The organism is Bradyrhizobium cenepequi (assembly GCF_020329485.1).
In the GTDB taxonomy this organism is placed as follows: domain Bacteria; phylum Pseudomonadota; class Alphaproteobacteria; order Rhizobiales; family Xanthobacteraceae; genus Bradyrhizobium; species Bradyrhizobium cenepequi.
The window spans coordinates 157,993-171,593 of record NZ_JAGKJI010000009.1 but is presented as its reverse complement, the minus strand read 5'-3'; the positions used below and the strand labels follow the sequence as shown (position 1 = coordinate 171,593).

13 protein-coding genes are annotated in these 13,601 nt (G+C 61.2%); 8 read left to right on the top strand and 5 right to left on the bottom strand.

Annotated elements, in window-relative coordinates; all coding sequences use genetic code 11:
- Positions 1-9 precede the first annotated feature (9 nt).
- The 4 genes from J6497_RS13655 to dusA all read left to right on the top strand — a co-directional run bounded on the left by J6497_RS13655 (position 10) and on the right by dusA (position 3,673).
- Positions 10-1,083 (top strand): amidohydrolase family protein, encoded by a 1,074-nt coding sequence (locus J6497_RS13655; protein WP_225704785.1) that lies wholly within the window; start codon positions 10-12, stop codon positions 1,081-1,083.
- Positions 1,084-1,545: 462 nt separating this feature from the next.
- A complete protein-coding gene (locus tag J6497_RS13650; protein ID WP_225704784.1) occupies positions 1,546-1,830 on the top strand; it encodes a hypothetical protein in 285 nt (94 codons plus the stop codon).
- Between the two features lie 34 nt (positions 1,831-1,864).
- Positions 1,865-2,260, top strand: a complete 396-nt coding sequence (locus J6497_RS41930) for an integrase core domain-containing protein (protein WP_225704783.1) — start codon at positions 1,865-1,867, stop codon at positions 2,258-2,260.
- Between the two features lie 417 nt (positions 2,261-2,677).
- Complete coding sequence (gene dusA / locus J6497_RS13640; protein ID WP_225704782.1) at positions 2,678-3,673, top strand: tRNA dihydrouridine(20/20a) synthase DusA; 996 nt, start codon at positions 2,678-2,680, stop codon at positions 3,671-3,673.
- Here the strand turns inward: dusA and J6497_RS13635 are convergent.
- From J6497_RS13635 to J6497_RS13620, 4 genes are all read right to left on the bottom strand, one after another.
- Positions 3,635-4,189 carry a TIGR02281 family clan AA aspartic protease gene (locus J6497_RS13635; protein ID WP_225704781.1) on the bottom strand — a complete coding sequence of 185 codons (555 nt, stop codon included), beginning with the start codon at positions 4,187-4,189 and terminating at the stop codon, positions 3,635-3,637. The genes dusA and J6497_RS13635 overlap by 39 nt on opposite strands.
- A 25-nt stretch (positions 4,190-4,214) precedes the next feature.
- Positions 4,215-4,418 carry a DUF1289 domain-containing protein gene (locus J6497_RS13630; protein WP_225704780.1) on the bottom strand — a complete coding sequence of 68 codons (204 nt, stop codon included), beginning with the start codon at positions 4,416-4,418 and terminating at the stop codon, positions 4,215-4,217.
- Positions 4,419-4,486: 68 nt separating this feature from the next.
- Positions 4,487-6,088 carry a sensor histidine kinase gene (locus J6497_RS13625; protein ID WP_225704779.1) on the bottom strand — a complete coding sequence of 534 codons (1,602 nt, stop codon included), beginning with the start codon at positions 6,086-6,088 and terminating at the stop codon, positions 4,487-4,489.
- A 1,079-nt stretch (positions 6,089-7,167) separates the two neighbouring features.
- On the bottom strand, positions 7,168-8,658 hold the full coding sequence (locus J6497_RS13620) for a gamma-glutamylcyclotransferase family protein (protein WP_225704778.1): 1,491 nt from the start codon (positions 8,656-8,658) through the stop codon (positions 7,168-7,170).
- Positions 8,659-9,106: 448 nt separating this feature from the next.
- Between J6497_RS13620 and J6497_RS13615 the strand changes: the two genes are divergently transcribed.
- Positions 9,107-9,274: a hypothetical protein gene (locus J6497_RS13615; protein WP_225704777.1), complete on the top strand. Its 168-nt coding sequence runs from the start codon at positions 9,107-9,109 to the stop codon at positions 9,272-9,274.
- 133 nt (positions 9,275-9,407) lie between these two features.
- Here the strand turns inward: J6497_RS13615 and J6497_RS13610 are convergent, their stop codons facing one another.
- Entirely contained in the window at positions 9,408-10,277 is an 870-nt protein-coding gene (locus tag J6497_RS13610; protein WP_225704776.1) for an NAD(P)-dependent oxidoreductase, read from the bottom strand.
- A 305-nt stretch (positions 10,278-10,582) separates the two neighbouring features.
- On the opposite strand from J6497_RS13610, the gene J6497_RS13605 reads away from it, so the two are divergent.
- The 3 genes from J6497_RS13605 (at position 10,583) to J6497_RS13595 (ending at position 13,545) form a co-directional block, all read left to right on the top strand.
- Entirely contained in the window at positions 10,583-11,020 is a 438-nt protein-coding gene (locus J6497_RS13605; protein ID WP_225704775.1) for a VOC family protein, read from the top strand.
- Positions 11,021-11,136: 116 nt separating this feature from the next.
- Positions 11,137-12,270: an Mrp/NBP35 family ATP-binding protein gene (locus tag J6497_RS13600; RefSeq protein WP_225704774.1), complete on the top strand. Its 1,134-nt coding sequence runs from the start codon at positions 11,137-11,139 to the stop codon at positions 12,268-12,270.
- A gap of 186 nt (positions 12,271-12,456) precedes the next feature.
- A complete protein-coding gene (locus J6497_RS13595) occupies positions 12,457-13,545 on the top strand; it encodes a TRAP transporter substrate-binding protein (RefSeq protein WP_225704773.1) in 1,089 nt (362 codons plus the stop codon).
- Positions 13,546-13,601 lie beyond the last annotated feature (56 nt).

Genomic DNA, 13,601 nt, shown 5'->3' with positions numbered 1-13,601 from the left:
GGACAACCCATGATCGATCGCAAGAACCGCTATGGCCTTACAGCCGCGCGAATCAATAATGCCGACGGCCGGGTGCGCCGGCCATCATCACCGACCATTGATATCCATGCGCATATCGTCGTTCCCGAAGCCGCCAAAATTGCCCAGCCGCACCTCGAGATAAACCGAATTCCTCTGGCATACTTCTCTGATCCCGCGACGAAGGAAATCAACGCCGCGCAGGAGGAAGACCTCAGGGAGATAATGACAACGATTGACCGGCGGCTGTCTGATCTCGACAGGATGGGAATCGACATCCAGGTCGTCGCACCTGCACCCGGGCAGTGCTACTATTCTGTGGATCCCAAAATTGCGGAATCGGCGCACCGGATTGCAAATGACGGCGTCGCCGAATTTTGCTCGCGCAAACCTGACCGCTTCCTGGGGCTGGGTGGGGTCACGCTGCAGCAGCCCGACCTCGCGGTGCGCGAACTTGACTATGTCATCTCAGAGCTGAAGCTGAAGGGCGTTCAGATCCTGACCAATGTAGACGGTAAGGAATTGTCAGATCCGCTATACCGGCCGTTTTTCGCCAGGGCCGAGCAGCTCGGTGCCTTGATCATGCTGCATCCCAATGGCTTTACCCACGGTGAGCGATTCACGCATTACTATTTCAACAACGTCATAGGCAATCCGCTGGACACGACTCTTGCGCTGCATAACCTGATTTTCAGCGGTACCCTGGCGCGCTTTCCCGATCTCAAGCTGCTCGCAGTGCACGGCGGCGGATATCTGCCGGCTTACTCGGGACGGATCGATCATGCGTGGGGCGCACGACAGGATTCTCGCGGGGATCTGCCCCTGCCGCCGACGACATATCTTCGTCAGGTTTATCTTGATACGGTCGTATTCACCTATCACCAACTCGCTTACCTGCTCGAGGTATTTGGACCGGATCGAATCTTGATGGGTACGGACTATCCGTTCGATATGGCGGAGTTCAACCCGATCGGCCACATCGCCGGCGTCAACGGCATGGATGAAGCGACGCTGGCTCAGCTTGCAGGCGGAAATGCCATCCGCTTGCTGGATCTCGATCTGTAGTGCAGCGCGCGAGCTAACGAGACCGCCGCGGAGAAGCTGATCTTGGGGCAGCAATAAACTCGAGAAGCATAGGCTTGGTTCTTTCACAGCGCCATTGCGTGCTGTGTGTGCCGAAAACCTTATCCGAGTTGATGAGGTGACGGAATCGCCTAAGCTAGAAGAATGATCGGGCTACTGTGTTTCGGATTGGCTGTCTTGGCTTCGCCTCTCAAGTCGAAGAGCCGACTTGAAGCAGAGAATGCGGCGCTCCGACATCAATTGATTATCTTGAGGCCTAAGCTGCATGGTCGCGTCCGGCTCACGAGCAATGATCGCTGGTTCTTCATTCAGCTATATCGCTGGTTTCCATCGATCCTGCAGGTCCTCACGATCATCCACCCCGAGACGCTGGTGCGGTGGCACCGGGCCGGCTTTCGCCGTCACTGGCGCTGGAAGTCGCGCCCACGGGGAGGGCGACCGCAGATGGATACTGAATTGCGGGCGCTGATCCGGCGAATGAGCATCGATAATTCGCTTTGGGGAGCACCGCATATTCATGGCGAACTGCTCAAGCTTGGGTTCGAGGTCGCGCAATCGAGCGTTGCCAAGTACATGGTCAAGCGCCGAGGCCCACCAAGCCAGGGATGGCAGACCTTCTTGCGTAACCACGCGCCGGACATCGCCGCCATGGACCTGTTCTTTGTTCCAATGATCGGTTTCGACCTGGCTACGCATTCGTCATCGTCCGACTGGACCGCAGAGGCCTAGTCTGGATCAACATCACAAAGAATCCGACGGCGGAATGGGTTGCGCGTCAGATCACCGAGGCCTTTCCTTGGATGAGGCCCCAAAATACCTCATTCGCGATCGCGATCGCACCTATGGCAGCCTCGTTACGCGGCGATTGCGCGCCATCGGCATCCGCGACAGGCCGATTGCACCAGCCTCGCCGCGGCAGAATGGCTTTGCCGAACGGCTGATTGGATCGATCCGGCGCGAGTGCTTGGATCACATCATCGTTCTTGGTGAGACGCATCTACGCCGGATCTTGCGATCTTACGCACGCTATTACAACGATTTCAGAACGCACCGGTCGTTGGATAAGGACGCGCCGGTTGCTCGCCCGGTTCAGCGGACCGGAAGCATCAAATCGTTCCACATCCTCGGCGGACTCCATCACCACTACGTCCGGGTTTAGGTTTTCAGTACACACAGCCTCCAACACGGCGGCTTTGGAGCGGCGGGGAGGGCGACCCACCTCGTGCATGTCCTCGATATGCAGATCGATGATATCGCCGAAGGTTTTTGCCTGTACGGCGGCGCGTGGTTTTGGCGACCCGCTGCGGTCAATATTGCGCTCCATATAGAGCGCCCAGTCTTCCCCGTCCTTGCGCCGGCGGAAGGTCTCTGACACGTAACGGTTCTTGCGGCGCACCTGGACGCGCCAGTTCCCGGAGGGCAACTGAGTGAAGCTGGCCATGGCCGTGTGCACTCCCCAATTCGTGTGCGCTACGTATGCACTGAGAGGTCAAAACGGGTACAAACGTGTGCAATTTCGGCTAGTTTGGAGTGCACACGTTCGTGTTTCATCCTATTGAGATGATAAGGTAAATCATTGAAATCGCAGCACTATCGCTTTTCTGTGGCTCCGATGATGGATTGGACCGATACCCGGTGTCGCGTCTTTCATCGTCGGCTCTCGCGGCGGGCGCGGCTTTATACGGAGATGCTGACGACCGGCGCCGTCATCCATGGCGACCGTGTGCGGCTGCTTGGGTTTGATGCGAGCGAGCATCCGGTGGCGTTGCAGCTTGGCGGGTCCGATCCGCGCGAACTCGCGACCGCGGCTCGGGTCGGCGAGGATTTCGGCTATGATGAGATCAACCTCAACGTCGGCTGCCCGTCCGACCGTGTGAAGGATGGCCGGTTCGGCGCTTGCCTGATGGCAGAGCCGGCACTCGTTGCCGAGGGCGTCGCGGCGATGAAGTGCGCGGTGCGGGTTCCCGTGACGGTGAAATGCCGTATCGGGATCGATGACCAGGATCCGGAACTGGCGCTCGATACGCTGGCGCGCAGCGTGATCGAAGCGGGCGCGGATGCACTGGTCGTGCATGCAAGGAAGGCCTGGCTCAACGGACTGTCGCCGAAGGAGAACCGCGACATCCCGCCGCTCGACTACGACTGCGTCTATCGGCTGAAGGCCGCCATGCCCGATGTCCCCATCATCATCAATGGCGGCATCGCAAGCCTCGACGAGGCGAAGCGGCATCTGGCGCATGTCGATGGCGTGATGCTTGGGCGCGCGGCCTACCAGGAGCCGTGGCGGTTGTTGTCGGTCGATCCCGATCTGTTCGACGAGGCGGCGCCGCACGCCACGATGCAGGACGCGCTCGAAGCGATGATCCCCTATATCGAGGAGCAGCTCGCGCGCGGCACGCGGCTGCATGCGATCACGCGACATTTCGTCGGGGTATTCTTCGGCGTGCCTGGCGCGCGGGCGTTCCGTCGCCATCTCGCCGAGCATGGCACGAGGCCGGGGGCGGGCGCAGATGTGCTGCGCGAGGCGATCGCGCTAATTGGAAGCGGTGCGGCCGCGCCGATGGCGGCCTAGCACGTCGGGATAGCCGTTCAGCATCAGCTTGTCGGCTCGCACGCCCCAGCTTTCCAGCCGGTCCAGGAAGCTCATGCCGAGCAGATTGGTCTTCATCTGCCCGCGCGGCACCACCAGCGCCGGAATCGACTTTTCGACCAGCCGACCGACGGCGAGGCGATCCAGCGTCAGCCGCGCCGCCTTGGTGTGGCCGCCGGCGGTTTCGAGATCGACATTGTATTCGAGCATGTCGATCGGCAGCCCGATCGCCTTCGCGGTCTCCCAGGTCAAGACCACCGAGGTCGCGCCAGTGTCGATCACCATCGGTGCGCTGACGCCATTGATCTTGGCGCGCAGTGCGAATTCGCCGCCTTGTCCGCGCGGGATCTGCACGGCGGGGGCGGGAGCCACGAAGTTGCCGCGCAGCATGTGCGAGACCTGATGGCTGGCGCGTACGATCTGCTCGGGATCGCCATAGGCGACGACGGCGCCCGCAGTCGCAACCAGCATCAAGAGCACGAGCAGGATGCGGCTCATGACACCGCCTCCCGCGTCCAATGCATCAGGCGCGCTTCGGATGCGCCTCTGTCCGCTCGAGACCAGCTTCCGCCATGCGTGCGGGCAACAGTGCCATCACGGCGAGGCGCTCGGTGCTGTCCATCTTGTGCCAGCGTGCGATCTCGGGCAGCGTTCGCCCACAGCCGAAGCAGAGCTTGGTCCTGGGGTCGATCATACAGACTGCGATACACGGCGTTTCTTTGCTCATCCATCGATAGTGGAACGATTTCGATCGCGGGTGCAAGCGCTTAGCGGGATGACTTTTCTTCGTAGGGTCTACAGTCCGGTGCCTGCACTCATGATCGGCTTGTGGCGCCCCCTTTTCTTGTCGTCGGTCAAAGGCATCGAAGGTTGCGGCTGCAAAGGCGGCGCTTCCTCGGCCATCGGCGCCAGCGCCGACATCACGCGCTCGGGCGGGAAGGTCACGATCACCTCGGTGCCGATGCGCAGCTTGGACTTCAGCGTGAAGGTGCCGCCATGCAGGTCGATCAGGCTCTTGGCGATCGGCAAGCCCAATCCGGCACCTTGTTCGGCCGATTTGATCGAGTTGGAGCCCTGGCCGAACGATGCCAGCACGATCGGAATCTCGTCCTCGGCAATGCCCGAGCCGGTGTCCTTCACGCTCAGATATTGCCCGCCGGAGGCGGTCCAGCCGACCTTCAGCCAGATCTCGCCGCCTTGCGGGGTGAACTTGATCGAGTTGGACAAGAGGTTGAGCACGATCTGCCGCGTGGCGCGCTCGTCGACCCAGATCCGCGGCATGCCTTGCTCGAACACTTCGTGGATGGTGATGCCGCGGCTGGTCGCGCGCAGTTTCAAGAGATGGTGGCAGTCGGCGACGACATGCACCAGCGAGACCGCTTCCTCGTTGAGCTCGTAGCGACCGGCCTCGATCCGCGACAGATCAAGGATCTCGTTGATGAGGTTGAGCAGGTGGACGCCGGAATTGTGGATGTCGGCGGAATATTCCTTGTAGACCGGGACCGCATGCGCGCCGAAGATCTCGCTCTTCATCACCTCGGAGAAGCCGAGGATGGCATTCAGCGGCGTGCGCAATTCGTGGCTCATTTGGGCCAGGAAGCGCGACTTGGCGACGTTGGCGGCTTCGGCGCGATGCCGCGCCTCGTCGGAGATCGCCTTGGACTGCTCGAGCTCGGCGATCAGCACATCCTTCTCGGCGCGCGCCTGCAGCGTGGCGAGCGTCGTCGAATGCAGGCGGTGGGCAAGCAGCGCGAAATAGCCCTCGGCGCCCAGCGCGAGCAGCGCGAACACGTAGTTGTCGAAGGAACCGCTCAGCACGAAGCTGACGGCGATCGCGATCGTTACCGGCGCGGTGGCTGCCAGTGCTGCGATCGGAAGGCTCGCCGCGAGCATGCTGGAGACTGCGATCACCAGCAGCATCAGGAACATCATCAGCGCGTTGGAGGCGGCATCCGTGCCCGCGGGATGGGTCAGGATCACCGTCCAGAACAGGCCGTAGAGCAGGTCGAGCAGCACGAACCGCGTCTGCCATTTGCGCGTCGCGGCAGGCGAGGGGGACTCCTTCAGGAACCTGGCGCAGGTCTTCACGGTCGCGGCATGGATGCCGAGTATGCCGATGGTCCAGGCCGCTGCCACGATCGGCTCTTGCCATATACCAAACAGCACGCCGGTGGCGATCACCAGCAGCATCACGACGTAGGATGCGGAGATCCTCGTTTGCGCATATTGGCGGAGCAGTTCAGTGTCGAATGCGGGGCGGGTCCCGCTGGTTGACGTTAACCGATCCCGCGCCTCCCGCACCCGCTGCGCCGCGGCACGCCGACTGTTGACCGGCGCGGCAGCCTGGGGCTCGGCCGGCAGCTGAACAACTTCAGGCTTTTCCGCGGGATCACTCATTAAACAACACAAAATTCTGCCCGCGAACCGCACGGGCTTTTGCATTGTCTATCTCTCGCGCCAAATCATTAAGCGATGACTTAGAAAGCTAAAGAATCTCGTTAACGAGAAGTTAAATTAACGATTGGCGTTATCAGTGAATGCGCCTCAACCTCCCTTGAAAAGGGGAGGTCGGTTTGCGCGGAACGCGCAAAGCGGGTGGGGATCATCTCTCTCCACGAACGCCGGTGTCTGTGGCTTGACGAGCGTATGGAAAAGCTGTTCCAGCGGTTGGAACAGAAGCTCGATCAGCTACCGAAACGGCGTGACGACGATGATAAGGTCACGGTGATGCCGCCGCTCCGGTCGGTCAACTGAACCGCACCCGCCTTCCGCGTATCCGGTAAGATCTCCCCATCGTGGTGACTGCCTGATCACCGGGACACCTGGTGCGCCAATGTCTCTGCACCGTTCTTGTTCGCATTGGTCAGAGCAAAAGCGCGAGGATCACGCACGCCGCCGCAATGCACATTGCCAACACGAGTATCACTACGACCATGTCGCCTCCGTCTGGTTGCTAGAGCAACCTACGCAGCAAGGCCCGTGCCCTGTTACCGCTGAAGACTGATGGAACTGGTTTCAAATGTAATGCGACGATAGCGATGGTGTAGGAGATCGGGGAATGTTCGAAGGGCGGGGGCGTCCGAAAATCAGAATTCTTAGCATTTCCGACCGGCGGTCCAACGTTAACGCGCGCAAGCTATTGATTTCGTTTTGGTTTTTTTGGTCAATTTCCTGAGCGCGGAACAAAAAACGGCGAAAAATCAGGGGCTTGGAGGATACGCCGCCGAACCGGAAGCCATCGTGCCCGAACCATTTGGGTCGTTCGACCGCCGCCCAGCGGACACGTGATGTTTCGCAAGAGCCACCCTTTAAAACGCGTCCTTGCCAAAACGCATCCACCGCTTTGATCGCACCGCTTGTCCGCTGTGCCCCTGGTAGCGGCGCTATAGCCGACCTCACCCAAGGTCCGAGTTGGGGCTCAGAAGCGGACATCGAATTCGCAGTCTTGACGGGCAACTCGCACCGAAACCGTAGGCTCAGCGCCCGGGACTTCCGAGCGTGGCCCGCTGCTTCCTGTCCCGTGTCTCGTCGGGATCTTCGATCGCCTCAACCGACTGGATGTATTCTGTGATATACTCCGGCGGCAGGCCGTGTTCCCTGCCACCGGCAAGGACAAAGTCCTTGTACCAGCCGTAGGGTTTGAGGCTATCGTCGACGTAGTCGGGGGTGGCGAGATAGGTAAGGACCTTCCGCCTGCGACCTTTCTCGTTGATGACCGTGACCATCGCGTGCTCGTAGCCGCTGCCGACGCCTTCGGCCTCATCTAGCTTGGCACGCTCGGCAGGATCGAAGCTGAACAGGACTCCGATCACTCTATCGTTGTTGCCACTGGCAAATGCGTTGCATTTCCCGGAATCGTCCGCGCTACGCTTATGGAAGCGAAGCGCATGACCCGGCAAGGTAGCAATGCCGAGCGGCTTGCAGCTCGGCATGCGCTTGCGCAGCCTGGCGGTAGACATGTTAGACCCGTAGGCAAAATAGACGACCGGCTCCGGTGGCCCGGTCTCTATTTTCCTAAGCGGCTCAATCGGCGGATCGCCCGGCCCAAGGATCGTGCGCAGCGGAACTGTCATGATGCCGTGCTCGTCGGACTCTTCTCCTTCGCGAGTGATGATGGGCTGTCCGTCCTCGCGGTCGAGGATCGGGACGGGCCTGCCAGTCCATCCGCAATCGGCGCAACGCGGTCGTTCCCAGAGCACGCCGGGTGCAGCGGCATTTTCGCCCTGTTCGGGTCCGAGATGCGGCGAGCCACAGTTGGGGCATTCCTCAGGCACACCGCGCAATGCGCGAAGGATCAATCCCGTCGCCATGCCGCTGGCGTGCTGGATCAACGAGTGCGCCATATCGGCATCGCTCCAGGCGGCCGACTTCGAATGCGTCAGCCAGTTGGAAAACGTCCATGCGGACTCAAGCGCACCTTTGAGGACCCCGCGACGCTCTTTGTTGGTGTCGCTCGGCAGAAGATGGTTGCAGATGATTTCCACCCACGCGCGGAAGTTCGCTCGCTGTGGCGGTTCGTCGGTCCACATTGCCGCGTCCTGCGCGACGCCGATCAGTTCGAGTAGCACCTCGCGGCAGCGGACGCCGACGGTCTGATAGTCGGTGAGGCTCTGCGCCTGTGTCACGGCGGTGCCGACTTCTTCCATCTTCTGAAAGACGGGACCGAATGGGAGGATGCGTAGATCGTCTTTCTGTTGTTCTTCCGTGCGCGGGATGCGGAGGATCAGGCCAATATGGAAGGTCAGAGCAAGGTCCATATTTGGGAACTGCTCCTGAGAGTAAAGGTTCGTGCCGCCCGTGATGACCCACCAGCGATCCTTGTTGGTGTGAATGTCCCATACGTCGTGCCGCGTGTTAACGACGGCCTCAGAGTAGACCTTCTGCATGAATGTCACTTCGAGGTCGGGCGCCTGCCATTCAAAGTATTCTCGGACTTCCTCGATCTCCTCTTCGGTAGCTTTCAACATGATTGGCTCGCGCGATTGGGAAGCGCTTCTGCATGAGGCTTGGTGCTAAGGAAAGAAAGAAGCGCAATTGCGAGAATGCAGGAGCTGCAGCGCCTCATTTCGATATCCACCCCGTTGAAAAAACATCGAGGTGACTAATAACGCTCCATGTGCTACCCGCAACAGTTGTTAGCCAGGTTATCCTCGCCTTTTTTCAAAGTGATACGACCTAACCCGCGTTTGAAACCGATAGGTGGATCGATCCGCACGCTTCGACATCTCAATGCATGTGTGCGGATGGTCGCGAGGTCGGTCAGACTTCCTTCTCACCCTTCAGCAGGGAACGTCACCTGCATGGTTATCATCAACGCACCATTGTGCTGGCTGACCACCTTATCTTCTTCCAAATTATTCTTCCGGGCAAACTCCCGAAGCTGCCGTTATTGATCTGACTTAACGACGTATCAAAGTGAGCCACGAGAGCGGCCAGATCAACCATCAAGTCGCTGAAATCAATACGGCGTTCGAACGCTGCGAATTGGAACATACCCACTGGAATTTCGAACTGACCGCCGACTGGAGATTGGATTTGAAAACGATGTTCCGGGTGAGTGAGCGCGCCCGACGCTCCCCTTGAAAAGGGAGGTCGGTTTGCGCTGAAAGCGCAAACCGGGTGGAGATCATCTCTCTCCCCGAACGCCGGCGCGCGTGGCTTGACCCCCATCCCGACCTTCCCCCTTGCAGGGGGAAGGAGCCCAGCACGCGCGCCGTCAGCGCTCCAGCCGCGCGAGCAGGCTCGACGTGTCCCAGCGCTTGCCGCCCATTTTCTCGACTTCGGCATAGAACTGATCGACCAGCGCGCTCACTGGGAGATTGGCACCGTTGCGTCGCGCTTCGGCGATGCAGATCGAGAGATCCTTGCGCATCCATTCCACCGCGAAGCCGAAATCGTACTTGCCCTCGCTCATGGTCTTGTAGCGGTTCTCCATCTGCCAGGATTGCGCCGCGCCCTTGGAGATCACGTCGATCACGGCTGCAACGTCGAGGCCCGACTTCTTGGCGAAGTGGATGCCTTCGGAAAGGCCCTGCACGAGGCCAGCGATGCAGATCTGGTTGACCATCTTGGTGAGCTGGCCGGAGCCCGCCGGTCCAAGCAACTTGCACATCCGGGCATAGGCCCCGATCACGGGCTCGGCGCCGGCATAGGCATCTTGCTTGCCGCCGCACATCACCGTCAGCACGCCGTTCTCGGCGCCGGCCTGTCCGCCCGACACCGGCGCGTCGACGAACTTGAAGCCGGCCTTCTGGGCGGCAGCGTCGAGCTCGCGGGCGATTTCGGCGGAGGCGGTGGTGTGGTCGACGAAGGTCGCGCCCTTCTTCATGCCGGCGAAGGCACCGTCCGGGCCGATCGTGACCGCGCGCAGGTCGTTGTCATTGCCGACGCAGCACATCACGAAGTCCTGGCCTTCGGCTGCGGCTTTCGGCGTCGGCGCCGCGCGGCCGCCGAACTTCTCGACCCAGGCCTGCGCCTTCGCCGGTGTCCGATTGTACACTGTCACCTCGTGCCCACCCTTTTTCGCGAGATGTCCTGCCATGGGGAAACCCATCACGCCGAGACCGAGAAAAGCGACTTTAGCCATGTCTGCTACCTTGTTTCTTGCCTAGTTACCTTGGACTTTGCCGGCGACATTGAACGGGCCGGACGGTGTTTTTCAGGCGGGAGGCCGCACCATAAACGCTGCGCCGCGGAGGGCAACGGCTTCGTTTGGCCGATATTTGGCCGATATCAGAGCATGATCCGGAAAAGTGGAAACCGGTTTTCCGAAAAGATCATGCTCAAACAAAGAGATGAGATCATGATCCGATTTTGTCTAATCGGATCATGATCGAGCGGTTTTGTGCTAGGATCAGTCACCAACGAACCTCACAAAAATGGGAGTGAGACATGGGCGCAAGCGTAGGCGTGCTCGATCATTTCAACATCCGCACCCGGAAACTCGCCGAAACCGTCGAGTTCTATGAGGATGTTTTGGGCCTGGAGAAGGGGGCTCGGCCGAATTTCGCCTTTCCCGGCGCCTGGATGTACAGCGAGGGCAAGCCGGTGGTTCACCTCGTGGACATATCCTTGACGGATGAACCGCAAAAGCCGGACTCCGGCGTGGTTCATCATGTGGCCTTCGTCAGCAGCGGTTTTGCGGCAATGAAGCGGCGCCTGCAGTCCAAGGGCATGGCGTTCGATTCCCGGCAAGTTCCGGGCGGCGATCTCTGGCAGATCTTTGTGCATGATCCCAATGGCGTGATGATCGAATTGAACTACGAGGTCGCCAAGGAACAGGATGCCGAAGCGCCGGCCGAGCGCGCCGACGACGTCGGCGGCAGGTAGGAACGTCCGCGGCGCGGCGCCAACCGCGGAATCTATTGCGCTGGCACAACTACCCTTTTCCGCCGATCCGTCATATCTGTGACCTCAGCATGAAGATATTCGGCAGGAGAGCGGCTGTGAGCGTGACGCACCAACAGGTTCTGGAGAAATTGGCGGGGGTGACGTCGCCGCGCGGCGTCGCCCTGACCAATGCCAACGTGCTGTCGCCGATCACGGTCAGTGACGGCAAGGTGTTCTTCTCGATCAATGTCGATGCCGCGGAAGCGCGCGCCTGGGAAAGCGTGCGCGCGCAGGCAGAGAGCGCCGTGCGCGCCATTCCCGGCGTCACCGCCGCCATGATCGCGCTCACCGCCGAGCGCAAACCCGGCTCGTCATCGCCGCCACCGCACCGTCACGCGGCCGGCGGCGGGGTCCCGCCGGCCTCGGCTCATCGGCCGCCGCAGGGCGCGCCGTCGCCAATGTCGCGCCAGGCGGAAATCCCCGGGATCGCCGCGGTCATCGCCGTGGCCTCCGGCAAGGGCGGCGTCGGCAAGTCGACTACCGCGCTCAACCTCGCGCTCGGCCTGCGTGATGTCGGTTTGCGCGTCGGCCTGCTCGATGCCGACATCTATGGCCCCTCGATTCCGCGGCTGACCGGGATCCGCGAGAAGCCCGCACTCAACGACGACAAGAAGATGATCCCGATCTCCCGCTTCGGGCTCTCGATCATGTCGATCGGCTTCCTGGTCGAGGAAGACACCGCGATGATCTGGCGCGGCCCGATGGTGATGTCGGCGATCACGCAGATGCTGCGCGACGTCGCCTGGGGCGCGCTCGACGTGCTGGTGGTCGACATGCCGCCCGGCACCGGCGACGCCCAGCTGACGCTGGCGCAAAACGTGCCGCTCAAGGGCGCCATTATCGTCTCCACACCGCAGGACCTGTCCTTGATCGACGCGCGGCGCGGGCTCGCCATGTTCAGGAAGGTTAACGTGCCGGTGCTCGGCATCGTCGAGAACATGAGCTATTTCCAGTGCCCGCATTGCGGCACGCGGTCGGACATTTTCGGCCATGGCGGCGCCCGGCATGAGGCCGAGCGGCTGGGGGTGCCGTTCCTGGGCGAAATCCCCCTCCATATGGCGATCCGAACCACCTCGGACTCCGGTAACCCGGTGGTGGAAAGCGAGCCGGACGGGCCGCACGCGGCGATTTACCGCGCGATCGGGGCCAAGGTCCGCGACCAGCTCCGGGGTGTGATCGCCGCGGCTTGACGGCCGTTTTGGGGCTTGCCCCTGCGACTTTCGTCCAGTCCCGTCATGCCAATGTCGCGTTTTCGCGAGCGTTCATCCGTGTTAAAGGGCCCCCGCCAGAGCGCCCCGGAGCCTGAGGATTCGCCTGCCCCGGAGGAGATGCTTTTGGGGACAAATGGGAAACGCCCCGCAAGGAGATGCCTTAAGATGAAGCGTCGTGACTTTTTGAAAGTTTCTGCGGCCGGTGCGGCCGCGACCGCGGTTGCCGCGCCGGCGATCGCGCAGTCCTCTCCCGAAATCAAATGGCGCTTGACCTCGAGCTTCCCGAAGTCGCTGGACACGATCTACGGCGGCGCTGAGCAGCTGTCGAAATATGTCGCCGAGATGACCGACAACAAATTCCAGATCCAGGTGTTCGCGGCCGGTGAGCTCGCGCCGGGTCTGCAGGCGCTGGACGCGACCTCCAACGGCACCGTCGAGATGTCGCATACGGTGGCCTACTACTACGTCGGCAAGGACCCGACCTTTGCGATCTACGCCTCGGTCCCGTTCGGCCTCAATGCGCGGCAGCAGAATTCCTGGTGGTACCAGGGCGGCGGTGAACAGCTCGGCAACGAGTTCTTCAAGAAGTTCAATGTGATTGGTTTCCCCTGCGGCAACACCGGCACGCAGATGGGTGGCTGGTTCCGCAAGGAGATCAAGACCGTCGCCGATCTCTCGGGCCTCAAGATGCGCATCGGCGGCATCGCCGGCCAGGTCCTGCAGAAGGTCGGCGTGGTGCCGCAGCAGCTCGCCGGCGGCGACATCTATCCGGCGCTGGAAAAGGGCACCATCGACGCCGCCGAGTGGGTCGGCCCCTATGACGACGAGAAGCTCGGCTTCCAGAAGGTCGCGAAGTACTACTACTATCCGGGCTTCTGGGAAGGCGGCCCGACCGTGCACGCCTTCACCAATCTCGAGAAGTGGAATGCGCTGCCGAAGAACTACCAGGCGATCCTCGCCAACGCGACGGCGAACGCCAATAGCTGGATGGCCGCGCGCTACGACCTGCAGAACCCGACGGCGCTGAAGCGACTGGTTGCCGGCGGCACGCAGCTCCGTCCGTTCACCAACGAGGTGCTGGAAGCCTGCCTGAAGGCGACCAACGAGCTGTGGAGCGAAATCTCCGGCAAGAACCCCGACTTCAAGAAGTCGATCGACGCGATGCAAGCCTATCGCTCCGACGAATATCTGTGGTGGCAGGTCGCCGAATACACCTACGACAGCTTCATGATCCGCTCGCGCACCCGCGGCTGATCGGATCTTAAGCGGTAAACGAACAGCCCGGCCCCCCGAGCGGGGGCCGGGCTCTT

Bases quoted from the DNA above. Each gene is read 5' to 3' on its own strand.
- J6497_RS13620 (WP_225704778.1), bottom strand. From the start codon at position 8,658: ATGTTGAAAGCTACCGAAGAGGAGATCGAGGAAGTCCGAGAATACTTT.
- J6497_RS13655 (WP_225704785.1), top strand. From the start codon at position 10: ATGATCGATCGCAAGAACCGCTATGGCCTTACAGCCGCGCGAATCAAT.
- J6497_RS13635 (WP_225704781.1), bottom strand. From the start codon at position 4,189: ATGAGCCGCATCCTGCTCGTGCTCTTGATGCTGGTTGCGACTGCGGGC.
- J6497_RS13610 (WP_225704776.1), bottom strand. From the start codon at position 10,277: ATGGCTAAAGTCGCTTTTCTCGGTCTCGGCGTGATGGGTTTCCCCATG.
- J6497_RS13650 (WP_225704784.1), top strand. From the start codon at position 1,546: ATGGATACTGAATTGCGGGCGCTGATCCGGCGAATGAGCATCGATAAT.
- J6497_RS13595 (WP_225704773.1), top strand. From the start codon at position 12,457: ATGAAGCGTCGTGACTTTTTGAAAGTTTCTGCGGCCGGTGCGGCCGCG.
- J6497_RS13605 (WP_225704775.1), top strand. From the start codon at position 10,583: ATGGGCGCAAGCGTAGGCGTGCTCGATCATTTCAACATCCGCACCCGG.
- J6497_RS13630 (WP_225704780.1), bottom strand. From the start codon at position 4,418: ATGAGCAAAGAAACGCCGTGTATCGCAGTCTGTATGATCGACCCCAGG.
- J6497_RS13625 (WP_225704779.1), bottom strand. From the start codon at position 6,088: ATGAGTGATCCCGCGGAAAAGCCTGAAGTTGTTCAGCTGCCGGCCGAG.
- J6497_RS41930 (WP_225704783.1), top strand. From the start codon at position 1,865: ATGGGTTGCGCGTCAGATCACCGAGGCCTTTCCTTGGATGAGGCCCCA.